The 21,275-nt window shown below is 64.2% G+C and carries 17 protein-coding genes and 2 tRNA genes; 15 read left to right on the top strand and 4 right to left on the bottom strand.

Translation table 11 applies throughout. The features are described from left to right. Positions 1–145: 145 nt before the first annotated feature. On the bottom strand, positions 146–1,231 hold the full coding sequence (gene earP / locus ACS5PK_RS15550; RefSeq protein WP_439441168.1) for an elongation factor P maturation arginine rhamnosyltransferase EarP: 1,086 nt from the start codon (positions 1,229–1,231) through the stop codon (positions 146–148). A 33-nt stretch (positions 1,232–1,264) separates the two neighbouring features. On the opposite strand from earP, the gene uvrC reads away from it, so the two are divergent. The 7 genes from uvrC to ACS5PK_RS15515 all read left to right on the top strand — a co-directional run bounded on the left by uvrC (position 1,265) and on the right by ACS5PK_RS15515 (position 7,444). Further along, entirely contained in the window at positions 1,265–3,379 is a 2,115-nt protein-coding gene (uvrC, locus tag ACS5PK_RS15545) for an excinuclease ABC subunit UvrC (RefSeq protein ID WP_439441167.1), read from the top strand. Continuing rightward, positions 3,366–3,959 carry a hypothetical protein gene (locus ACS5PK_RS15540; RefSeq protein WP_439441166.1) on the top strand — a complete coding sequence of 198 codons (594 nt, stop codon included), beginning with the start codon at positions 3,366–3,368 and terminating at the stop codon, positions 3,957–3,959. Before uvrC ends, ACS5PK_RS15540 begins: the two co-directional genes overlap by 14 nt. A 63-nt stretch (positions 3,960–4,022) precedes the next feature. Then, a complete protein-coding gene (pgsA, locus tag ACS5PK_RS15535; protein WP_439441165.1) occupies positions 4,023–4,589 on the top strand; it encodes a CDP-diacylglycerol--glycerol-3-phosphate 3-phosphatidyltransferase in 567 nt (188 codons plus the stop codon). Positions 4,590–4,844: 255 nt separating this feature from the next. Continuing rightward, positions 4,845–5,117 carry an HU family DNA-binding protein gene (locus ACS5PK_RS15530; protein WP_439441164.1) on the top strand — a complete coding sequence of 91 codons (273 nt, stop codon included), beginning with the start codon at positions 4,845–4,847 and terminating at the stop codon, positions 5,115–5,117. Between the two features lie 13 nt (positions 5,118–5,130). Continuing rightward, positions 5,131–5,206: transfer RNA gene (locus tag ACS5PK_RS15525), tRNA-Val, on the top strand. Positions 5,207–5,377: 171 nt separating this feature from the next. Then, on the top strand, positions 5,378–7,291 hold the full coding sequence (locus tag ACS5PK_RS15520) for a SurA N-terminal domain-containing protein (RefSeq protein ID WP_439441163.1): 1,914 nt from the start codon (positions 5,378–5,380) through the stop codon (positions 7,289–7,291). 77 nt (positions 7,292–7,368) lie between these two features. Then, positions 7,369–7,444: transfer RNA gene (locus ACS5PK_RS15515), tRNA-His, on the top strand. 474 nt (positions 7,445–7,918) lie between these two features. Here the strand turns inward: ACS5PK_RS15515 and ACS5PK_RS15510 are convergent. Together ACS5PK_RS15510 and ACS5PK_RS15505 are read right to left on the bottom strand one after the other, a co-directional pair. Further along, the gene (locus ACS5PK_RS15510) at positions 7,919–8,662 is read right to left on the bottom strand and encodes a LuxR C-terminal-related transcriptional regulator (protein WP_439441162.1); all 744 of its coding nucleotides are present in this window, start codon (positions 8,660–8,662) and stop codon (positions 7,919–7,921) included. A gap of 174 nt (positions 8,663–8,836) precedes the next feature. Beyond that, positions 8,837–9,817, bottom strand: a complete 981-nt coding sequence (locus tag ACS5PK_RS15505) for an NADPH:quinone oxidoreductase family protein (protein WP_439441161.1) — start codon at positions 9,815–9,817, stop codon at positions 8,837–8,839. A gap of 181 nt (positions 9,818–9,998) precedes the next feature. On the opposite strand from ACS5PK_RS15505, the gene surE reads away from it, so the two are divergent. The 5 genes from surE (at position 9,999) to rlmD (ending at position 15,065) form a co-directional block, all read left to right on the top strand. Next, positions 9,999–10,751, top strand: a complete 753-nt coding sequence (gene surE, locus ACS5PK_RS15500; RefSeq protein ID WP_439441160.1) for a 5'/3'-nucleotidase SurE — start codon at positions 9,999–10,001, stop codon at positions 10,749–10,751. Further along, positions 10,748–11,575, top strand: a complete 828-nt coding sequence (locus ACS5PK_RS15495; protein WP_439441159.1) for a protein-L-isoaspartate(D-aspartate) O-methyltransferase — start codon at positions 10,748–10,750, stop codon at positions 11,573–11,575. Before surE ends, ACS5PK_RS15495 begins: the two co-directional genes overlap by 4 nt. A gap of 109 nt (positions 11,576–11,684) precedes the next feature. Beyond that, a complete protein-coding gene (locus ACS5PK_RS15490; protein ID WP_439441259.1) occupies positions 11,685–12,629 on the top strand; it encodes a peptidoglycan DD-metalloendopeptidase family protein in 945 nt (314 codons plus the stop codon). Positions 12,630–12,654: 25 nt separating this feature from the next. Then, positions 12,655–13,644, top strand: coding sequence for an RNA polymerase sigma factor RpoS (gene rpoS, locus ACS5PK_RS15485; protein WP_439441158.1), 990 nt, complete (start codon positions 12,655–12,657; stop codon positions 13,642–13,644). Positions 13,645–13,700: 56 nt separating this feature from the next. Next, complete coding sequence (rlmD, locus tag ACS5PK_RS15480; RefSeq protein WP_439441157.1) at positions 13,701–15,065, top strand: 23S rRNA (uracil(1939)-C(5))-methyltransferase RlmD; 1,365 nt, start codon at positions 13,701–13,703, stop codon at positions 15,063–15,065. A gap of 92 nt (positions 15,066–15,157) precedes the next feature. Here rlmD and ACS5PK_RS15475 read toward each other — a convergent pair whose 3' ends face one another. Next, entirely contained in the window at positions 15,158–15,847 is a 690-nt protein-coding gene (locus ACS5PK_RS15475; RefSeq protein ID WP_439441156.1) for a Bax inhibitor-1/YccA family protein, read from the bottom strand. Between the two features lie 160 nt (positions 15,848–16,007). Here ACS5PK_RS15475 and ACS5PK_RS15470 point away from each other — a divergent pair, with 160 nt between their 5' ends. The 3 genes from ACS5PK_RS15470 to carB all read left to right on the top strand — a co-directional run bounded on the left by ACS5PK_RS15470 (position 16,008) and on the right by carB (position 21,167). Then, positions 16,008–16,412: a GlcG/HbpS family heme-binding protein gene (locus ACS5PK_RS15470; protein ID WP_439441155.1), complete on the top strand. Its 405-nt coding sequence runs from the start codon at positions 16,008–16,010 to the stop codon at positions 16,410–16,412. Positions 16,413–16,704: 292 nt separating this feature from the next. Then, positions 16,705–17,865: a glutamine-hydrolyzing carbamoyl-phosphate synthase small subunit gene (gene carA, locus ACS5PK_RS15465; RefSeq protein ID WP_439441154.1), complete on the top strand. Its 1,161-nt coding sequence runs from the start codon at positions 16,705–16,707 to the stop codon at positions 17,863–17,865. A 35-nt stretch (positions 17,866–17,900) separates the two neighbouring features. Beyond that, positions 17,901–21,167, top strand: coding sequence for a carbamoyl-phosphate synthase large subunit (gene carB, locus ACS5PK_RS15460; RefSeq protein ID WP_439441153.1), 3,267 nt, complete (start codon positions 17,901–17,903; stop codon positions 21,165–21,167). Positions 21,168–21,275: the final 108 nt, after the last annotated feature.

Here is a 21,275-nt window from a genome sequence, read left to right as displayed (position 1 = left end):
TGCTGGTGCCGTGCCGCCTGGGCCTCAGCTTTGCATCGCAGCTCGCGCACCCGGGACTCCAGACAAGAAGCTAAAGGCAGGGGTCGACGCGGCAAAGCTGCCTATTCTAGCCCGAAGTGATTGGGCGGCGCGGCATGCAGCCGACTCATCGCTCCAGGAAACCCAGCAATTGCGTGACAAGGTCGACCTGCGTCAACAGTCCTGACCGCCAGTCCCGGAAGGCGGCTTCGGCTGCTGGCAAGGGGGGCAGGAGCAGCGGGGTGCTTGCGTCTGCCCCTGGGCCCAGGCCGTTCCAGCCGCGCCACAAGGCCTGCCAGCCGGCGCTTTGGCGGGTCTCCATGCCCGCGAAGGCCTTGTCCATGAAGGCTTGCAGCTTGGCGTCGTGGGCGCCATCCTCCTGCGGGTAGATGTGCCAGACGAAGGGTCGAGCAGCCCACTGGGCACGCACGAAAGAGTCTTCGCCACGAACCAGATTGAGGTCGCAGGCGCGCAGCAACTGGTCAAAGTTGTCTTGTGTCAGGAAGGGTAGGTGCTGGACCCGCAGCCCTGGTGGCATTGCAGTTGCCGTCTGCAAGGCGCTGAGCATGCGGCTGGCTGGCCCGGGGCAGGCAAGAATCAGGGTCGGCGTTCCGGCCAGGCACTGCAGCAGGCGCGGCAGGGCAGGGTTGTCGTAGCAGAAAAGGCTGACCAGGCGTTCATCCGCTTGCCGCGTGATGCCCTGTTGCCCCAGCCAATGGTCGCGGTCGCTGGCCTCCAGGGTTTCGATCAGTCCGCGCTCGCGCAGCAGTCCGCCGGTACGACGCGTGAAGCCCGGGTAGAAGAAGAACTTCTCCAGCCCGGCGGCGGGGCCTTGCCATTGAGGCGAGCGCAGTCCATGGCTGCGCTCTACATAGCTCTCGGCGCTGAGATACTCCAGGTTGATCCACAGGGGGGCGGGGGACGCAGCCGCCATGCGCGCCTTCACGGCGTCCGGAAGCTCGCAGCCGAAAGCCTCGATCACGATGCCTGAGGGATGGGCCTCAAAACGAGGGGGAGCATCGCTCCAGGCCATGACCCGTACGATGTCGAGGTCGTCGGGCTCGGCCATCCAGTGCAGGGGCCGCGCATCGTCTATCCATAGCCGGACTCGATGGCCGCGCCGGGCTAGATCCCTGCACAGGCGCCAGCAGACGCCGGCATCGCCGTAGTTGTCGATGACGCGGCAGAACACGTCCCAGTCTCGCAAATCCATTGGGTCATTATCTGTGGCGGCACAATCGCGCCCATGAGCAAGAAGAAGCCGGGGCCAGTGTCGAGCGATGAAACGCCTGAAGGGGCGGAACGCGCCACCGGAGGGCAACTCGACGGGCAGGTTGCGATGCCGGCTGCGGGCGTCGCGACCCTGGGTGAAGCGCAGATCTCGACCTGGGCCGAGGAGCGCGAGGCAGTGGAGCGCGCCGAGGCGAAAAGGGTTGCCGAAGTGGAGGCTGCTGCGCTGGCGGTGCGCGAGCGGGTGTTGGCCGAGGTTGCCTCCCTGCCGGGACTGCCGGGGGTCTATCGCTACTTCGACGCCCAGGACCAGGTGTTGTATGTCGGCAAGGCTAAGAACCTGAGGAAGCGGGTGTCCAGCTACTTCCAGAAGAACCATGGGGGGACTCGCATCGGTCTCATGGTGGCGCGCATCGCCAGGCTAGAGACCACGGTGGTGCGCACCGAGGCGGAAGCCCTGCTGCTGGAAAACAACCTGATCAAGGCGCTGAACCCTCGCTTCAACATCCTGTTCCGCGATGACAAGAGCTACCCCTACCTGCGCCTCAGCGCGCATGCCTATCCGCGGGTGAGCTACTACAGAGGCAGCGTGGATCGGCGCCATCGCTACTTCGGGCCGTATCCGAGTGCATGGGCGGTCAAGGAATCGATACAGCTGATTCAAAAAGTGTTTCGCCTGCGGACCTGTGAGGACACCGTCTTCAATAACCGGAGTCGCCCCTGCCTGCTGTTCCAGATCCGCCGCTGTTCGGGGCCCTGCGTACCTGAGAACCAGGGCGAGGTCTATGCACGCGACGTGCGCAATGCTGAACGCTTCCTGCTGGGTGAGACCGATGAGGTCATGCAGGGCCTGCAGGCACAGATGATGGCGCATGCTGAAGCACTTCAGTACGAGCAGGCGGCCGAGGTACGCAACCAGATTAGCGCCCTGTCCAGGGTGCTCCAGCAGCAGGCTGTGGACGAGAGCAGTGCCACCGGCAGGGACCGCGATGTTGACGTGCTGGCCGTCAAGGTCCAGGGCGGGCGGGCCTGCGTCAACATGGCCATGGTGCGCGGCGGGCGCCATCTGGGTGACCGCGCTTTCTTCCCCAAGCATGTGGAGGAGGGCACCCAACTGTTCATGGAGGATGATGATGTTGCCGGTGAGGGCGCGGCAGACAACCGACCCAGTCCCGAGCGGCAGGTGCTGGAGGCATTCATGGCTCAGCACTACCTGGAGGCTGCAGTGCCGTCGCTGATCGTGGTCAGCGAGGCGGTGGACGAGGGCCTGTCTGCAGCCCTGAGTGCGCAGCAAGGTGCCAAGGTTACGGTGCAGGCCCAACCTCGGGGCCAGCGACGGATTTGGCAGGATATGTGCATAAAGGGCGCAGAGTTGGCACTGGCGCGCCTGTTGTCCGAGGAGGGGTCGCAACAGGCGCGGACCCGCGCCCTGGTAGAGGCGCTGGATCTCAATGTGGCCGATCTGGATGCCTTCCGGGTCGAGTGCTTCGACATCAGCCACACTGCCGGAGAGGCCACGCAGGCTTCCTGCGTCGTCTTCCAGGGGCATCAGATGGTCAGCAGCGAATACCGCCGCTACAACATCGAGGGCATCACGGGAGGCGATGACTATGCCGCCATGCGTCAGGTGCTTACGCGCCGTTACGCCAAACTTGCCGAGGCTGTTCAACTGGGCACAGGGCGCATGCCAGACCTGGTGCTGGTTGACGGTGGCAAGGGGCAGATTTCCATGGCGCGCGAAGTGTTCGAGGAGCTTGGCTTGGACCTCGGCCTGTTGGTCGGTGTAGAGAAAGGCGAGGGTCGCAAGGTCGGCCTGGAAGAGCTGGTATTCGCCGACGGCCGGGAGAAGGTCTACCTGGGGCGAGATTCGGCGGCCCTCATGCTCGTGGCCCAGATCCGCGATGAGGCCCACCGCTTCGCCATCACCGGCATGCGGGCCAAACGGGCGGCGGTGCGCACCGGCGGCTCGCGCCTGGAGGACGTGCCAGGCGTGGGGCCCAAGAAGCGCGCACAGCTGCTGCAGCGCTTCGGCGGTGTGCGCGGTGTGGCAGCGGCCAGCATTGAGGACATCGCCAGCGTCAAGGGCATCTCGCGTGAATTGGCAGAGGAGATTTATCGTGTCCTGCATTGACAAGCCGCCAGGCCTTCCTGCGCGGGCATCCCCATCGCAGCCGCCGCGCTACCGCTGCGTGGCGGGTTCCGGGCTGGCACTGCTGCTGGTGCTGGCCGGGTGCAGCAACTCGCCACCCTCTACGCCGGCCGGAAGCAGGGCGCCCGCCGCGTCGCCGGCACCCCTGCCAGGTCAGGGTGCGGCGGCTTCACCATCGTCCGCCTCGGGCAAGGGGGCCGGCGGCGCACCCGCGACGCTGGGCCCGCCCAGGACGCCCCGCTCCCATGCCGAGTTGAGGCGCCAGGCGGCGCAGCGCCTGGTCGCGGCCAACCCCGAGCGCAGCTACATGGGCACGGTGCCGGAAGTGCTGCTAGCCATTCCCGTGCTTGAAGTGGAGTTGGCGGTCGACGGTCATGTCCGCCACATCAAGGTATTGCGCAAGCCCGGCCAGGCCTTGGACACGGTGCAGTTGGCGATGGATGCCGTGCATCGTGCGGCGCCCTTCGGCAACGTCTCGGGCCTGCCCAAGCCCTGGGTGTTCAGCGAGACCTTTCTCTTCAACGACCAGCGCAGATTCAAGCCGCGTACGCTGGATGACTGAGCGCAGCATCGTTGCAACAACGTACAGGCCTGAAGGCCGTTCCGCCTCGGGCACAATGCGCCCATGTTTCTGACCCTGCCAACCTTGCTGACCTGGGCGCGCATCGTCGCGATTCCGCTGATCGTCGGCGTGTTCTACCTGGACATCGCGCCGGGGCACCAGAACCTGTTTGCCACCTCGCTCTTTGTGCTGGTTGCTCTGACCGACTGGCTCGACGGCTATCTGGCTCGCAAGCTGAACCAGACCTCGTCCTTCGGTGCCTTCCTGGATCCCGTGGCCGACAAGTTCCTGGTCTGCGCTGCCCTGCTCATCCTGCTGGAGCTTGGGCGGGTCAATGCGCTGGTTGCGCTGGTCATCATCGGCAGGGAGATCGCCATTTCGGCCCTGCGTGAATGGATGGCGCAGATTGGCGCTTCGCGCAGCGTCGCGGTGCACATGGTGGGCAAGCTCAAGACGACGGTGCAGATGGTCGCCATCCCCTTCCTTCTGTACGACGGCCGGCTCTTCGGCCTCATCCCCACGCGGGTGTGGGGCACCTGGTTGATTCTTGCGGCCGTGGTGCTCACGATCTGGTCCATGGTCTATTACCTGCAAAAGGCCGTGCCTGAGATCCGTGCCAAGGCGCGCTGAGCGCCCTTGTCGGCCTGCTGCCGGCGCCCCCGCCGGCCCCCCCCCTGCCGGGAGGGTGCCATGCCCGTCAAATGAGGGCCGCCCAGCGCGGCCCGGCATGACATTCGGGCTTGTACCCGTCCGGGCCGCTGGCTGATTCGGTCTAGAATCCGCTTCCCCGACGGGCGCTTGCTGCCATGCGGCGCCGGCTCGTCGTGGTCGAGGCATCCATTGCGAGCGCCTGCGCGTCCAGGCATGTTGTTGAGGGGTAGGTTTGTGAACAAGTCTGAATTGATCGAACACATCGCCAAGCAGGCCGACATTTCCAAGGCCGCCGCAGCCCGAGCGCTGGAAGCCCTGATCGGCGGTGTGAAGACCACGCTCAAGAAAAACGGCACGGTTTCTCTGGTAGGCTTCGGCACCTTCAGCGTGACCAAGCGCGCTGCCCGTAGCGGACGCAACCCTCGCACTGGCGATACGATCAAGATCAAGTCGGCCAAAGTGCCCAAGTTCCGTCCCGGCAAGGCGCTCAAGGACGCGGTGAACTGAATACCTGATTTCAGGGTGCTTAGCTCAGTTGGTAGAGCGCTTCCCTTACACGGAAGATGTCAGCGGTTCGAGCCCGTTAGCACCCACCACTCTTTGCACCCACGGTTTGCGCTTTGCGGCGCGTGCGGCAGGTGCGGGATAAAATCCCACGCAGCAAAGGCGAACTCCGGTTCGCCTTTGTCGCAATTGATGCGGCCTCTTTCCAGGCCCTGTGATCCGCCAGTACGGGGTGTCCGTCTTCGGCCCTTCCGAGGTTTTGAATGTTTGATTTCGTTCGCAAGCACAACCGCCTGTTCCAGCTGATTCTGCTGGTCCTGATCCTGCCGTCATTCGTGGCCCTGGGGGTCAATGGCTACAGCAACTTCATGGACGGCAGCAATGCCGCGGTGGCTCAGGTCGATGGTCAGAAGATCACGCGTGCCGAATGGGATGCTGCACATCGTCAGCAGTCCGAGCGCTTGCGCCAGCAGATGCCCAACCTGGATCCCAAGCTGCTGGACTCGCCCGAGGCGCGCCAGCAGTCGCTGGACAACCTCGTTCGCGAGCGCGTGATGCAGGCTGCCGTACGTCAGCAGCACTGGCAGGTGTCGGATGAGCAGCTCAAGCATGTCTTCCTGAGCGATCCGCAGTTCGCAGCTGTTCGTCAGCCGGATGGCACTCTGAACACGGCCCTCCTGACGGCGCAGGGCATGAACGGCAAGATGTTCGAGCGCCGCTTGCGCGACAGCATGGCCCAGGAGCAGGTGCTGCGTGGCGTGACCAACTCCGCCATTGGCGGCAGTACCTTGTCGGCGCAGGCCTTTGATGCCTTCTTCCAGCGTCGCGAAGTGCGCCTGCTGACCGTCAACCCTGCTGAGTTCGCTGCACAGGTCAAGCCAGCTGACGCCGAGGTGGAGGCCTACTTCAAGGATCCCGCCAATGCCAGCAAGTTCCAGCTGCCGGAAGTGGCCCAGATCGAGTACGTGGTGCTGGACGTCGAAGCCCTGAAGGCTGGCGTCACTGTCGCTGACAAGGACCTCAAGGACTACTACGAGCAGAACCGCAGCCGCTACACGGTGGCAGAGGAGCGCCGTGCCAGTCACATCCTGATCAAGGCCGACAAGGCTGCTCCTGAAGCCGAGAAGGCCAAGGCACGCGCCCGCGCCGAGGAACTGCTGGGCCAAGTGCAGAAGGCGCCTGCCAGCTTCGCTGACCTGGCCCGCCAGAACTCTCAGGATGAAGGTTCTGCCAGCCGAGGCGGGGATCTGGACTTCTTCCCTCGCGGCGCCATGGTCAAACCTTTCGAGGAGGCGGCCTATGCACTCAAGCCGGGCGAGATCAGCAAGGTGGTGGAGAGTGACTTCGGCTTCCACATCATCCAGCTGACTGCCGTGCGTGGTGGAGATACCAAGTCCTTCGAGAGTGTGCGCGCAGAAATCGAGGACGACGTTCGCAGGCAACTGGCCCAAAAGCGCTATTCAGAGCTTGCCGAGACCTTCAGCAATACGGTCTACGAGCAGTCTGACAGCCTGAAGCCCATCGCCGAGAAGCTCAAGCTCGGCATCCGCACGGCCACCGTCCAGCGCAAGCCTTCGGCGGACGCGCAAGGCCCGCTGGCCTCGGCCAAGCTGCTGGAAGCTGTCTTCAGCAACGACTCGCTGCAGAACAAGCGCAATACAGAAGCCGTGGAATTCGGCCCCAGTCAGCTTGTGGCAGCTCATGTGGTCGAGTACAAGCCGGTGCGCATGCCTGCCTTTGACGACGTCAAGGCGCAGGTCACGCAGTTGCTGGTTGCCAAGCAAGCGGCTGCCCTGGCCGTGAAGGCAGGGGCCGATAAGCTGGCTGCCCTGAAGGCTTCGGGTGACCTGGCGTCGTTGCAGGCGGCTCAGACGGTGTCTCGCATCCAGGCTGGCAAGCTGTCGCCCAAGGTGCTGAATGCCATTCTGCAGGCCGATGCCGGCAAGCTGCCCAGCGTCGTGGGTGTTGAGGCTGGCGACGGGAGCTATGTCATTGCCGCGGTGACACAGATCCTGCCGCGCGACGCGCAGGTGGCTGATCCACTGCGCACAGCGCAGCAATACGCCCAGGCCTGGAGTGCGGCCGAGGCCGACGCCTATTTCAAGGCCCTGAAGGCTCAGCTCAAGACCTCGGTCAAGGCTTCGGCGACGGCCGCATCGGCTCCGGCATCGAATTGATCAGGGCGTCTGGAAAAGTTTTTAAGAAAACTCTTCCCAAGCAAATGAAATACTGCTTATAATCTAAGGCTTCACCGGTGGCTGTAGCTCAGTTGGTAGAGTCCCAGATTGTGATTCTGGTTGTCGTGGGTTCGAGTCCCATCAGCCACCCCACCGGATAAGTGAACGGCGACAAGAATTCAGGTTCTTGTCGCCGTTTTGCTTTGTGGCACCTGTTGCTTGGTTCGACCGGGTGCACGTTTGGGCGTGACATGTCTGTGACCATGTCCATCCCATGCATGTACGTCCGTGTGTACCGCCATGGGCATCCGTGTATGAGTGTCTGTGTATGCGTGCTCCGTGTGTGCCCATGCGCGGGTGCAGCGCTCTCCTTTTGCCCTGTGCAGAGCTGCGCTCACAGATCATTCAGTGCCAGATCGGTCGCATGCTTTGATGAATGAGGGGCTCAGTGCCCTGGATCAAGGGGCAGGCAGCCCGTGGCTGCGTCGCAGGCTAGCGTCGCATGACGGTAAATGAAAAAGGCGCCTATGGCGCCTTTTGCTTTGCGTGTGGGCTGCTTGTCGTTCTGCTGCCCATGCGTCCATTGCCGTGCCAACTGGCAGCCCGCAGCGGCCCTCAGTTCGAGGCTCAGACCAACCCTTGCTTGCTGGCCAGCACGGCCGCTTCGGCGCGGCTGGAGACATTCAGCTTCTTGTAGATGGACTTGATGTGGTCATTGACGGTGAACCACTTGATGCCCATGAGATTGGCGATTTCCTTGATGGTGAAGCCCTTGCTGAGATAGGTGAGTACCTCGTTCTCTCGAGGCGTCAGGCGTTCCCACTCTGGGGCCGGGTCCAGGGCAACGCTGCGGCTGTTGGAGAAGCCACCCGGACTGGTCAGGGCACCGAAGCCGGAATTCAGTCCCATGGGCCCGCTGTCCCCGCTAGCGCCAGGCCGAAAATGCGACAGCAGGCGCCGCGCGATGGCAGGCGACAGTGGCGGCTGTCCGCGCACGATGCGTTGCAGCTCCTCCACCAGGACTTCGAAGCGGTCTTCCTTCAGCAGATAGCCATCAGCGCCGCACTGCAGTGCAGGGAAGAGGTGGTCATCATCTGAATACAGGGTGGTGACGATCTTGATGGCGGGGCTGCTGGCGATCTCGGCCAGCAATTCCATGCCGTTGCCATCAGGCAATTCCAGATCGACCAAGACTAGGCGGAAGCCTTGTTCCGGTGGCAGCGAGGCCACACGAGCCAATTGCTTGCGAGCGCCCTCCAGGTCCCCCGCTTCGACGAGCTCCATGGTGTCGCTGAAGCTCTCCCTCACCACGCGGCAAAGAAAGCTGCGGGCAACGGGGTTGTCTTCGAGGATGAGTACTTTGACGGCCATGGTCCGATGGGCTCAGAAGAACTGCATCCTAGCGCACTGGCCCCTCTAGCAAAGCCCCTGAAAGCGGGGAGTCGACAAGCACCTGTTTCCCTTTCGCGAAAGACGTGCTGTGAGATCGCGGCCGCGCCTATTCCGCTCCCGTCCTTCAGGCGTCGCGCGCGCCCTAAGCGTGCTTCAGTGCTCGTTGAGCAGCAGGATCTTGCCCGTTACCTGACGTGACCGCATGCGCTCGAAGGCGGCGGGAAGATCGCGCATGAGAAAGCGTTGGTCTATCACCGGGACGATGCGTCCGGCCAGATGCAGGCGCACGAGTTCACCCATCATGGCGGCGTTGCGCTGTGGTTCGCGCTTGGCGAACTCGCCCCAGAAGACGCCGACCAGAGCCGCGCCCTTGAGCAGGCAGAGATTGAGGGGGAGGGTCGGGATCTGGCCTTGCGCAAAGCCCACCACCAGATGTCGGCCGCGCCAGGCAATGGAGCGAAACGCGGCCTCGCTGAGCTCCCCGCCCACGGGGTCGTAGATGACGTCCGGGCCGCGGCCATTCGTCAGTTCTTTCAGTGAGGTTCGCAGCTCCTGCCTGGAGAGATCAATGACGTGATCGGCGCCAAGGGACAGGCAGCGCTCGCACTTCGCGGCGCTGGACGCGGCGGCGATCACCTGCGCGCCTGCCGCCTTGGCCAGTTGGATGGCTGCCGTGCCGACGCCCCCTGCGGCCCCGAGAACCAGCACCGTCTCGCCAGCCTGCAGCTGGGCGCGATCCATCAATGCGTGCTGACTGGTCGCATAGGTGCAGATGAATGCGGCTGCGCTGTCGAGCTCGAAGGCATCGGGCAAGGGTGCCAGCAGCCCGGCGTTGACGTAGGCATGCGTGGCGAAGGCGCCGGTGCCGCTGAAGCCGGCCACACGCTCGCCGGGCTTCAGGTGCCCCACGCCTTCGCCCACGGCGTCCACGATGCCGGAGAACTCGGCACCCGGGACGAAAGGCAGGGGCGGGCGCATCTGGTACTTGCCCTGCACGATCAGCAAGTCTGGGAAGTTCAGGCTGGCTGCGTGAATCCTGACCCGGACCTCGCCGGGACCTGGTTCGGGCGTGGGCTGCGTCTCCCAGCGAAGGGTCTGGACGCCGGCGGCGTCGGGGCTGATCCAGGCTTGCATGGGGTCTCCTTGGTGCGGGTTCGGGGCGTCGAAAGCGGCAGGGGGGGCAAAGCCTCGTCGGCCCTGGGGATGCGGCGGATGCTAGAGCCAAGTCGCACGTTGCGACGTCACCCGCGTGACGCAAGTCAAGTCCGTGCCAGCCCCGACCCTAAGCTGGCCGCTGCTCAATAGAATCGGCGCCATGCGGATTCTCATTTCCAACGATGACGGCTACCTGGCTCCTGGCCTGGCGGCCCTGGTGAAGGCCTGTGAGGGCTTGGGGCAGATCGACGTCATCGCGCCGGAGCAGAATGCTTCCGGCACTTCCAATGCCTTGACCCTTTCCCGTCCGCTGTCGGTCTACGCCGCAGCCAATGGGTTTCGCTACGTCAACGGCACGCCTTCTGACTGCGTCCACCTGGCCTTGACCGGCGTGCTGGGCTATAGGCCTGATCTGGTGCTCGCCGGCATCAACAATGGCGCCAATATGGGTGATGACACCTTGTATTCAGGCACCGTGGCTGCGGCGACGGAGGGCTATCTCTTCGGCATTCCCTCCGTGGCCTTTTCCCAGGCCGAGTCGGGATGGGCTCACCTGCCGGCCGCCGCCGCCGTGGCGCGCTCGCTGGTGGAGGAGCTGATCGCTGGCGGTCTGGGCGAGCCCTTTCTTTTGAACGTCAACATTCCTAATCGTCCCGACGCCGCGGCCCTGCCGCGCAGCCTCACCCGGCTGGGGCGCCGGCATGCCAGCGAGCCGCTGATTCATCAGCTGAATCCGCGCGGTGAATCCATGTACTGGATAGGCCCGGCCGGGGATGCGCGGGAAGCGGGCGAGGGCACTGATTTCCACGCCTGCGCCAGCGGCCGGGTGTCCATCACGCCGCTGCAAATCGACCTCACCGATCATGCGCGGCTGCCTTACTGGCGCCAGCGGCTGGCTGGAGTCCAGCCGTGAGCGCAGGTACGCCCAAGCCCAGGCGCTTTCCCCTGGGGCTTGATCAGGTCCAGGCCCGCCCATCTACGCCAGCTCGCGAGGTGCTGCGCCCCCAGGCGCACCTGCACATGGCCGCCGCAGATGCGGCGCGCCTGCAGGCGCCCCAAGGCCTGGGTTTGGACTCCGCAGGCGTGCGTCAACGCATGGTGCAGCGGCTGCAGCGCGAAGGACTGACGGACGATCGGGTGCTGCAGGCCCTCGCCGATGTGCCGCGGCACGAGTTCGTCGACAGTGCGCTTGCGATCCAGGCCTATGAGGACACCAGTCTGCCCATCGGACATGGGCAGACCATCTCCAAGCCCTCGGTCGTAGGGCGCATGCTGGCCCTGCTGCTGGCTGGTGAGGGAGCCCGACAACAGGGGCGCTTGGGTCGAGTGCTGGAGATTGGCACTGGTTGTGGCTACCAGGCTGCCGTGCTCGCCCGCCTCGCGCATGAGGTGGTGAGCATCGAGCGACTGAAGTCCCTTCATGACAAGGCCGTGGAGACGCTCATGCGCCTGCAGGTGCCAGGTTTGAAGCTCATCCATGGGGATGGCCGCCTGGGTGATCCGGCAGCGGCACCCTACGACGCCATCATTGCGGCGGCCGGCGGTGAGGACCTGCCCCCAGCCTGGCTGGCACAGCTCGCGCCGGGCGGTCGTCTGGTGGCGCCGATGCAGGCGGCGGGTGGCAAGGGGCAGGTGCTGGTGGTGGTCGATCACGTGCGGGATGCGAGCGGTCAACGATTTGTTCGCACCCAACATGAGGCAGTGCTTTTCGTGCCCCTAAAATCCGGCGTCATGTAAGGGCGAAGGCCTCGCCCTGTGATGTCGTCCCGCCTTGGCGGGCTTTCAGGGTGATTGCAAGAACATGCCTTTCCAACTCCGCCCGCTGCCTTTGGCGCAGACACTGTTGATGTCGATCGATGGCCGCCTGCGCGGCGTCGCAGCCCTGGGCTTGCTGGGCCTGCTGGCAGCTTGTGCCGTACCGCCCCACCGTGCGCCGGTGGAGGAGCGCAGCGTCGGCTCGGCCAACAAGGCCTCCACCTCGGCGCCCGCGCCTTCAAATGCGGGAGCGGCGCCTGCCGTGGATACCAAGCTTCTGCCTGGCGCAGAGAACGCCGGTAAGCCTGGCTTCTACACGGTCAAGCAGGGCGACACGCTGATCCGCATCGCGCTGGACAATGGGCAAAACTGGCGGGACCTTGTCAAGTGGAACAATCTACCCAATGCCAACCTGATCGAAGTGGGTCAGGTCTTGCGGGTGGTGGCTCCTGGCGCCAATCCGGTGGTGAGCACCAAGCCCGTGAACACGGCCAAGGTCGAGACCCGGCCCCTTGACAGCAAACCGCTCCTTGCGGCGTCGGCCGCTTCGTCCGGGAGCGGCACTGCCTCGCCCGCTCCCGCCTCGTCGGCACCTGCGAGTGCTGCGTCCGCTGCTGCGTCCTCCGCGACGGCTGCAGCCAGCGTGCCGGCTGCCAAGAATGCTGATGACGACCTCGCCTGGGCCTGGCCCGTGCCGGGTCCGGTGATCCAATCCTTTGACGACAGCCGCAACAAGGGGGTGGACCTCAGTGGCAAGGCCGGTGATGCCGTGCTGGCTGCGGCTAGCGGTCGCGTGATGTATGTGGGATCCTCGCTGCGCGGCTATGGCAATGCCATCATCGTCAAGCATGCGAATGACTACCTCAGCGTCTATGCGCATAATCAGACCATGCTCGTGAAGGAGGACCAACTGGTCCACCGCGGTCAGAAAATTGCCGAGATGGGGTCAAGCGATGCCGATCAGGTCAAGCTTCATTTCGAAGTCCGCAAGAGTGGCAAGCCCCTGGATCCCGCCAAGGTGCTGCCACCGCGCTGAACGCGCCTAGCACAAGGGGCTGATCATGGAGAACTCTCTGGAATCTGCCCCTGAACTGCCGCGCCTTCCCCTGGGCGGTGTCTCTGGGCTGGCCGACGACGCGCCTGCCCCCGAGGACCTCGAAGGGGGACGGCCGCCCGAACTCCTGGCTCAGGGCGAAGTAGAGCTGGGCAATGCCCTGCAGGCCTATCTGCGGGACATCCGGCGCACACCGCTGCTCACCCCCCAGCAGGAATTCGACACCGCCATGCAGGCGCGTGCAGGCAGCTTCGAGGCCCGCCAGGCCATGATTGAGCACAACCTGCGCCTGGTCGTGAGCATCGCCAAGAACTACCTGGGCCGCGGTCTGCCGATGAGTGACCTCATTGAGGAAGGCAATCTGGGCTTGATGCACGCCATCGGCAAGTTCGAGCCGGAGCGCGGCTTTCGTTTCTCAACTTATGCCAGTTGGTGGATCCGCCAGGGCATCGAACGCGCCTTGATGCACCAGGCGCGCTTGGTGCGACTGCCCGTCCACATCGTGCGCGAGCTCAATCAGGTACTCAAGGCGAGGCGCGCGCTCGAGGCCCTGGCCAGCCAGAAGGGGGCCGAGGCGCAGGTCCGGGCCGATGAAATCGCCCACCTGCTCAATCGCCCCGTTGGTGAGATCAACGAGCTGCTTGCCTACGCCGAGTTGCCCAGTTCCCTGGATCTGCCTGTGGACCGTGGAAACGAGGGGGGCGAGGCCATGGTCGACCTGGTGGCCGACGAGCAGTCGCCTGATCCCATGGGGTCGCGGCTCAACCATGAGATCGAGGACTTGCTGGCTCACGGCCTGGCTTCGCTCAGCGAGCGCGAGCGTGAGGTGCTGTCCGGTCGTTACGGTCTCGCTGACCGGGAGCCCGAAACGCTGGACGTGCTGGCGCAACGCCTCGGTCTGACGCGTGAGCGCATCAGGCAGATCCAGATCGAGGCCCTCACCAAGCTCAAGCGCAACATGATGCGCCACGGCATCAACCGCGATGCCATCTTCTGAGGTCCTTCGGGACGGCTGCGCCCGGCAGCTTCCTCAGCCCTGGGATAATCGCGGGCATGACGCAACAATCGGAATGGCTCAAGGTCGAGTCGCTGGACATCGAGGCGCAGGGCATCGCCCACAACAGCGAAGGCAAGGTGGTCTTCATCGAGGGCGCTCTGCCCGGTGAAGAGGTCCAGGTCCATGTCGGCCGCAAGAAGAACAATTGGGAGCAGGGCAGCCTCGTTGCCCTGCGGCGCGAAAGCTCGCAGCGCGTGTCGCCGGGCTGCCCGCATTTCGGGCTGCATGCCGGGGCCTGTGGTGGATGCAAGATGCAGCACCTGCATGTGTCCGCTCAGGTGGCGGTGAAGCAGCGGGTGGTCGAGGACAATCTCTGGCACCTGGGCAAGGTCAAGGCCGAGCGCTTGCTGCGCCCCATCGAGGGGCCGGCCTGGGGCTACCGCTACCGCGCACGACTGTCGGTACGCTATGTCGCGAAGAAGGGCGAGGTGCTGGTGGGCTTCCACGAGCGCAAGAGCCGCTACATCGCTGACATGCAGCAGTGCCGCATCCTGCCGAAGAAGATCAGTGACCTGCTGATGCCCCTGCGCGCCCTGATTGCCAGCATGGACGAGCGCGACAGGCTGCCCCAGATCGAGCTGGCCATGGGGGATGTGGACGGGATGCAGATCACCGCGCTGGTACTGCGACACCTCGAGCCGCTGGGCGAGGCCGACAGGCAGCGCCTGCGTGACTTCGCTGCCCTGCATGATGTGCAGTGGTGGCTGCAACCCAAGGGGCCGGACACCGTCCACCTCCTGGACGAAGGCGGGATTGAACTGGCCTACACGCTGCCCGAGTTCGGCATCGTGATGCCCTTCAAGCCCACGGACTTCACCCAGGTCAATCATCACATCAACACCGTCCTGGTAGGGCGCGCCCTGCGCCTACTGGAGGTGCAGCCGCAGGAGCGTGTGATCGACTGGTTCTGCGGGCTGGGCAACTTCACGCTGCCGCTGGCCACCCAGGCACGCGAGGTCCTGGGCATTGAAGGCAGCGAGGCGCTGGTGCAGCGCTCCCGCGAGAACGCCCGTCGCAACAAGCTGGAACACAAGACGAGCTTCGTAGTACGCAATCTGTTCGAGATGACGCCCGCCATGCTGGTGGCCGACGGGCATGCTGACCGCTGGCTGGTGGATCCGCCTCGTGAAGGTGCGTTTGCCCTGGCCAAGGCGCTGGCGGATCTGTGTGCGGACCCGTCGCTGGCGCCGGGCTGGCAGCCGCCGCAACGCATTGTCTATGTGTCCTGCAACCCTGCCACGCTGGCTCGCGATGCAGGGCTGTTGGTCAATGTCGGCGGCTACCGCTGCACGGCGGCGAGTGCGGTGAACATGTTCCCGCATACGGCCCACGTGGAGAGCATCGCGATGTTCGAACGCTGAGCTTCGGTGTCTGCGCCATGAGAAAGGGCTCCGATGTCGGAGCCCTTTGCTTTGGTGCGACCCTGGGCTTTTCAGTGCCAGCGGGTCAACGGTCAGTCGCGTTCGCCGCCGAAGATGCCCAGCATCGCCAGCAGGTTCTGGAACACGTTGTAGATGTCCAGATAGATGGCGAGGGTGGCGCTGATGTAGTTGGTCTCTCCGCCGTCGATGATGCGCTTGACGTCATACACCATGAAGGCAGAGAACACGGCCATGGACAGCACCATCAGCGTCAGCATCAGGGCCGAGGACTGCAGGAACACATTCACGAGGCCTGCCACAAGCATGATGATGGCGCCGATGAAGAGGAACTTCCCCATGCCGGACAGGTCACGCTTGATCACGCTGGCGAGGCTGGCCATGGCCAGGAAGATGATGCCGGTGCCCGCGAAGGCCGTCATAATCAGCGAGGGACCGTTCTTGAAGCCCAGCACGAAGCTCAGCAGGCGCGAAAGCATCAGGCCCATGAAGAAGGTGAAGGCCAGGAGCGAGGCTACCCCGGCCGCGCTGTTTTTGGTCTTTTCGACCAGGAACATGAGGCCGAAGGCTCCCACCATGAACAGGATAAAGCTGGCCCCGGTGCCAAGCGTCGACAGGATGCCGGTGCTCACGCCGATCCAGGCACCGAGCACGGTAGGCACCATGGACAGTGCCAGCAGCCAGTAGGTATTGCGCAGCACGCGCTGCCGGTCGGCGGCCAGGCCGTTGGCAAAGCTGCCGAGTTGACCTTGAACGTCGTACATGAGTTTCTCCGGTTTCATTGACAAGCTGCCCTGGATGGGCAGGCCAGCTGATTCTAGGGCGCGGCGCGCGACTGTTTTACGATCCGCACGCCGAATCCCGCAGTGGCCTAGGGCTAAAGTGAGGCCTTGTCTGCAATTCTCAAGATCACGGGACCTCCTCATGAAGCAAAAGCCTTATCTCACCCTGGACGACGTCAAGCGCATCGCCGCCGCTGCGGAAGCCGAAGCGGTGAAGAACAGCTGGGCCGTCAGCATCGCCATCGTGGACGATGGCGGTCATCTGTTGTGGCTGCAACGCCTGGACGGCGCGGCGGCCATCTCGGCCCAGATTGCACCGGCCAAGGCTCACACGGCCGCGCTGGGGCGCCGCGAGTCCAAGGTCTACGAAGACATGATCAACCAGGGGCGCGTGTCCTTCCTCAGTGCTCCTGGCCTGTCCGGATTGCTTGAAGGCGGGGTGCCGGTGATGGTGGACGGTTTCTGCTTGGGTGCCGTGGGCGTCAGTGGTGTCAAGTCCAGCGAGGATGCGCAGATCGCCCGCGCGGGCGTTGCGGCCCTGGGCTGAACTGGTCCTTCTGTGCCGGCATGAGGGTTCGTTTCATGCGAATGCCCCTTGCGCTGATAACGGGACTTTTTGTGCCGCGCCTTGCTTGGTAATTACCCTGCTCGGTTATACTTAGCAGGTTTACCCGCAACCATCCCGCACCCAGCGAAACTCGAACTGTTTCCCCATCGGATTCAGGCCTTTTCTGATGTTGCTTCAGCAGCATCCGTGGGCCGCACAAGCCGCCTCAGACCTTTGGTGTGTGGCGGCTTTTTCAGAGCAGAGCTGGGCGTGCACAATAACGGAGAACCCCGTGCTGCCCGATCTGCTTTCCTCCCCCTCAGCGATTCTCGCCCTGGCAGACGGCACGGTCTTCAAGGGCTCCTCGATCGGCGCAGCCGGTCAGGCCGTTGGCGAAGTGGTGTTCAATACCTCGCTCACCGGTTACCAGGAAATCCTCACCGACCCCAGCTATTGCCGCCAGATCGTCACCCTGACGTATCCGCACATCGGCAACTACGGCGTCAACGATGAGGACGTCGAGGCCCAGAAGATCTTTGCCGCAGGCCTGATCATCAAGGAAGTTCCCGTCCTTGATTCCAACTTCCGCAAGACGCGCAGTCTGCAGCAGTACCTGAAGGACGAGGGCACGGTGGCGATCGCCGGCCTTGATACCCGTCGTCTCACCCGCGTGCTTCGTACCCATGGCGCCCAGAACGGTTGCATCCTGGCGCTCCAGCCTGGCGAAGCCCTCACTGACGCCCACATCGCCGACGCCATCGCCCGCGCCAAGGCTGCGCCCAGCATGGCTGGCCAGGACCTGGCCAAGGTGGTGTCCCGCACCGAGCGAGAGGCCTGGACGCAGACTGAATGGACGCTCGGCAAGGGCTACGGTGAGCAGGCCGCGCCCAAGTTCCATGTGGTGGCCTATGACTTCGGCGTGAAGCGCAACATCCTGCGCATGCTGGCCTCGCGCGGCTGCAAGATTACCGTCGTGCCGGCCCAGACGCCTGCCAGCGCGGTCTTTGACCTCGAACCGGACGGCGTTTTCCTGTCCAACGGCCCCGGGGATCCTGAACCCTGCGACTACGCCATCGAGGCGGCTCGCCAACTGATCGAGGCGGGCATCCCGACCTTCGGCATCTGTCTGGGACACCAGATCATGGCCCTGGCCAGCGGCGCCAAGACGTTCAAGATGAAGTTCGGCCACCACGGCGGCAACCATCCCGTGAAGGACCTGGACAACCAGCGCGTCTCCATCACCAGCCAGAACCACGGCTTCGCGGTGGACGCCGCCACGCTACCGGCCAATCTGCGCCCGACGCACATCAGCCTGTTCGACGGCACGCTGCAAGGCCTGGCCCGCACCGACAAGCCGGCCTTCTGCTTCCAGGGGCACCCGGAGGCCAGCCCGGGCCCGCATGACATCGCATACCTGTTCGACCGGTTCATCGGTCTGATGGCCAAGGCCTGATGCCCTAGATACGCCCGAGAGACGGAGAACAAACAATGGCAAAACGCAGCGACATCAAGAGCATCCTCATCATCGGCGCCGGCCCCATCATCATCGGCCAGGCCTGTGAGTTCGACTATTCAGGCGCCCAGGCCTGCAAGGCCCTGCGCGAAGAGGGCTACAAGGTCATTCTGGTCAACAGCAATCCTGCGACCATCATGACCGACCCGGACACGGCCGACGTGACCTACATCGAGCCCATCACCTGGCAGGTGGTCGAGAAGATCATCGCCAAGGAACGTCCGGATGCCGTCCTGCCCACCATGGGCGGCCAGACCGCGCTGAACTGCGCCCTGGACCTGCACAAGCACGGCGTGCTGGCCAAGTACAACGTCGAGATGATCGGCGCCAATGAGAAGGCCATCGAGAAGGCTGAGGACCGCCTGAAGTTCAAGGACGCGATGACCAAGATCGGACTGGACTCGGCAAAGTCTGGCATCGCTCACTCCATGGAAGAAGCCTGGGCGGTGCAGAAGCGCATCCACGCCGAGATCGGCGGCAGCGGCTTCCCCATGGTGATCCGCCCCAGCTTCACCCTGGGTGGCACCGGTGGAGGCATCGCCTACAACCCCGAGGAGTTCGAGGAGATCTGCAAGCGCGGCCTGGACCTCTCACCAACCAACGAGCTGCTGATCGAGGAATCGCTGATCGGCTGGAAGGAATACGAGATGGAAGTGGTCCGCGACAAGGCGGACAACTGCATCATCGTGTGCTCCATCGAGAACCTGGACCCCATGGGCATCCACACCGGTGACTCCATCACCGTGGCTCCGGCCCAGACGCTGACCGACAAGGAATTCCAGCTGCTGCGCAACGCCTCCATCGCCATCCTGCGCGAGATCGGCGTGGATACCGGCGGGTCCAACGTGCAGTTCTCGATCAACCCGAAGAACGGTCGCATGATCGTGATCGAGATGAACCCCCGCGTGTCGCGCTCCTCGGCGTTGGCCTCCAAGGCCACGGGCTTCCCCATCGCCAAGGTCGCTGCCAAGCTGGCCGTGGGCTACACACTGGATGAGCTGAAGAACGACATCACCGGTGGCGCCACGCCGGCCTCGTTCGAGCCCTCCATCGACTACGTGGTCACCAAGATCCCGCGCTTCGCCTTCGAGAAGTTCCCGATGGCCGATTCGCACCTGACCACCCAGATGAAGTCGGTGGGCGAGGTGATGGCCATGGGGCGCAGCTTCCAGGAGTCCTTCCAGAAGGCCCTGCGCGGCCTGGAGACTGGCATCGATGGTCTGACTGAACGCTCGACCGACCGTGAAGAAATCGTTCAGGAAATCGGTGAGCCCGGTCCCGAGCGCATCCTCTTCCTGGCTGACGCCTTCCGCCTCGGCATGAGCCTGCAGGAAGTCTTTGACGAAACGGCCGTGGACCCCTGGTTCCTGGCTCAGATCGAGCAGCTGATCCAGATCGAACAGAGCATCAAGGGCCGGGCCCTGGCCTCGCTGAGCAAGGATGAACTGCGCTTCCTGAAGCAAAAGGGTTTCTCGGACAAGCGCATCGCCAGGCTGCTGGGCACCAACCAGCATGAGGTGCGCCGCGCTCGTCATGCGCAGGGCATCCGCCCGGTCTACAAGCGTGTGGACACCTGCGCGGCCGAGTTCGAGACGCAGACCGCCTACATGTACTCCACGTACGACGAGGAGTGCGAGGCCGCGCCGACGGACAAGAAGAAGATCATGGTGCTGGGCGGTGGTCCGAACCGCATCGGGCAGGGCATCGAGTTCGACTACTGCTGCGTCCACGCCGCCCTTGCCATGCGCGAGGACGGCTACGAGACCATCATGGTCAACTGCAATCCCGAGACGGTCTCCACTGACTACGACACCTCGGACCGCCTTTACTTCGAGCCGGTGACCCTGGAAGACGTGCTGGAGATCGTCGACAAGGAAAAGCCCGTCGGTGTGATCGTGCAGTACGGCGGCCAGACGCCGCTGAAGCTGGCCCTGGACCTGGAAGCCAACGGCGTGCCCATCATCGGCACGACGCCCGACTCCATCGACATCGCCGAGGACCGCGAGCGCTTCCAGAAGTTGCTGCACACGCTGGGCCTGAAGCAGCCGCCCAACCGCACCGCGCGCAGCGAGGATGAAGCCGTTGCGCTGGCCCAGGAGATCGGCTACCCGCTGGTGGTGCGCCCGAGCTATGTGCTGGGTGGCCGCGCGATGGAAATCGTGCACGGTGACAAGGACCTCGAGCGCTACATGCGCGAAGCGGTGCGTGTCTCCGACAAGTCCCCCGTGCTGCTGGACCATTTCCTGCAAGATGCCGTCGAGGTTGATGTGGACTGCATCTCCGACGGCGAGGGCGTGATGATCGGCGGCATCATGGAGCACGTGGAGGCCGCCGGCATCCACTCGGGCGACTCCGCCTGCTCGCTGCCGCCCTACACGCTGTCCGCTGAGCTGCAAGACGAGCTGCGCCGCCAGACGGCGGCCATGGCTCGCGCGCTGAAGGTCATCGGCCTGATGAATGTGCAGTTCGCCATCCAGGGCGACGTCACCAAGGGCCTGTCCGAGAACCAGGTCTATGTGCTGGAAGTGAACCCACGTGCTTCGCGCACCGTGCCTTTCGTCTCGAAGGCCACGGGCCAGCAACTGGCCAAGGTCGCTGCTCGCTGCATGGCCGGTCAGAAGCTGTCCCAGCAGAAGGACCGCAAGGGCGAAGTGCCGCACGAAGTGGTGCCGCCTTACTTCAGCGTCAAGGAAGCCGTCTTCCCCTTCAACAAGTTCCCTGGCGTGGATCCCATCCTCAGTCCGGAAATGCGTTCGACGGGGGAAGTCATGGGTGCCGGCCGTACCTTTGGCGAGGCCATGCTCAAGAGCCAGCTAGGCGCTGGCAGCCGCCTGCCGCGCCAGGGCAATGTGCTGATCACGGTGAAAAACAACGACAAGGCCCGTGCGGTCGTGGTTGCACGTGATCTGCATGCTCTGGGCTTTGGTGTGGTCGCCACCAAGGGGACGGCCGCAGCCATCGCCGAAGCCGGCGTGCCGGTGCAGGTGGTCAACAAGGTCAAGGATGGCCGTCCGCACATCGTGGACATGATCAAGGGCGGCGACATCCAGCTCGTCTTCACCACTGTGGACGAGACCCGTACCGCCATTGCCGACAGCCGCCATATCCGCCAGGCCGCGCTGGCCAACCGCGTGACCTACTACACCACCATGGCCGGCTGCGAGGCGGCAGTGGAGGGCATGAAGCACAAGGATGGCCTGCTCGTGCAATCCCTGCAGGAACTCCACACCGAACTGCACTAAACTGCAGCCATGCCGGACTGCTCCCCGAGGTGGGGAGCCCGGTCCGGCCCCAAAAACCGCCGCTGCGGCTCCTTGCGAGTCCCTGCGGCGGTCTTGTTTTGTCTATCA

Origin of the sequence: Roseateles sp. DB2 (genome assembly GCF_051857535.1) — a bacterium.
Taxonomy (GTDB): Bacteria; Pseudomonadota; Gammaproteobacteria; order Burkholderiales; family Burkholderiaceae_C; genus Roseateles_B.
Note: the sequence above shows the minus strand (reverse complement) of the source record. Positions and strands in the feature narration are given on the sequence as shown.

Coding starts and splice junctions, on each gene's coding strand:
- rlmD (WP_439441157.1), top strand. CDS start 13,701: ATGACGCAACAATCGGAATGGCTCAAGGTCGAGTCGCTGGACATCGAG.
- ACS5PK_RS15520 (WP_439441163.1), top strand. CDS start 5,378: ATGTTTGATTTCGTTCGCAAGCACAACCGCCTGTTCCAGCTGATTCTG.
- ACS5PK_RS15505 (WP_439441161.1), bottom strand. CDS start 9,817: ATGCAAGCCTGGATCAGCCCCGACGCCGCCGGCGTCCAGACCCTTCGC.
- ACS5PK_RS15475 (WP_439441156.1), bottom strand. CDS start 15,847: ATGTACGACGTTCAAGGTCAACTCGGCAGCTTTGCCAACGGCCTGGCC.
- ACS5PK_RS15490 (WP_439441259.1), top strand. CDS start 11,685: ATGTCGATCGATGGCCGCCTGCGCGGCGTCGCAGCCCTGGGCTTGCTG.
- ACS5PK_RS15470 (WP_439441155.1), top strand. CDS start 16,008: ATGAAGCAAAAGCCTTATCTCACCCTGGACGACGTCAAGCGCATCGCC.
- rpoS (WP_439441158.1), top strand. CDS start 12,655: ATGGAGAACTCTCTGGAATCTGCCCCTGAACTGCCGCGCCTTCCCCTG.
- earP (WP_439441168.1), bottom strand. CDS start 1,231: ATGGATTTGCGAGACTGGGACGTGTTCTGCCGCGTCATCGACAACTAC.
- uvrC (WP_439441167.1), top strand. CDS start 1,265: ATGAGCAAGAAGAAGCCGGGGCCAGTGTCGAGCGATGAAACGCCTGAA.
- surE (WP_439441160.1), top strand. CDS start 9,999: ATGCGGATTCTCATTTCCAACGATGACGGCTACCTGGCTCCTGGCCTG.
- ACS5PK_RS15510 (WP_439441162.1), bottom strand. CDS start 8,662: ATGGCCGTCAAAGTACTCATCCTCGAAGACAACCCCGTTGCCCGCAGC.
- pgsA (WP_439441165.1), top strand. CDS start 4,023: ATGTTTCTGACCCTGCCAACCTTGCTGACCTGGGCGCGCATCGTCGCG.
- carB (WP_439441153.1), top strand. CDS start 17,901: ATGGCAAAACGCAGCGACATCAAGAGCATCCTCATCATCGGCGCCGGC.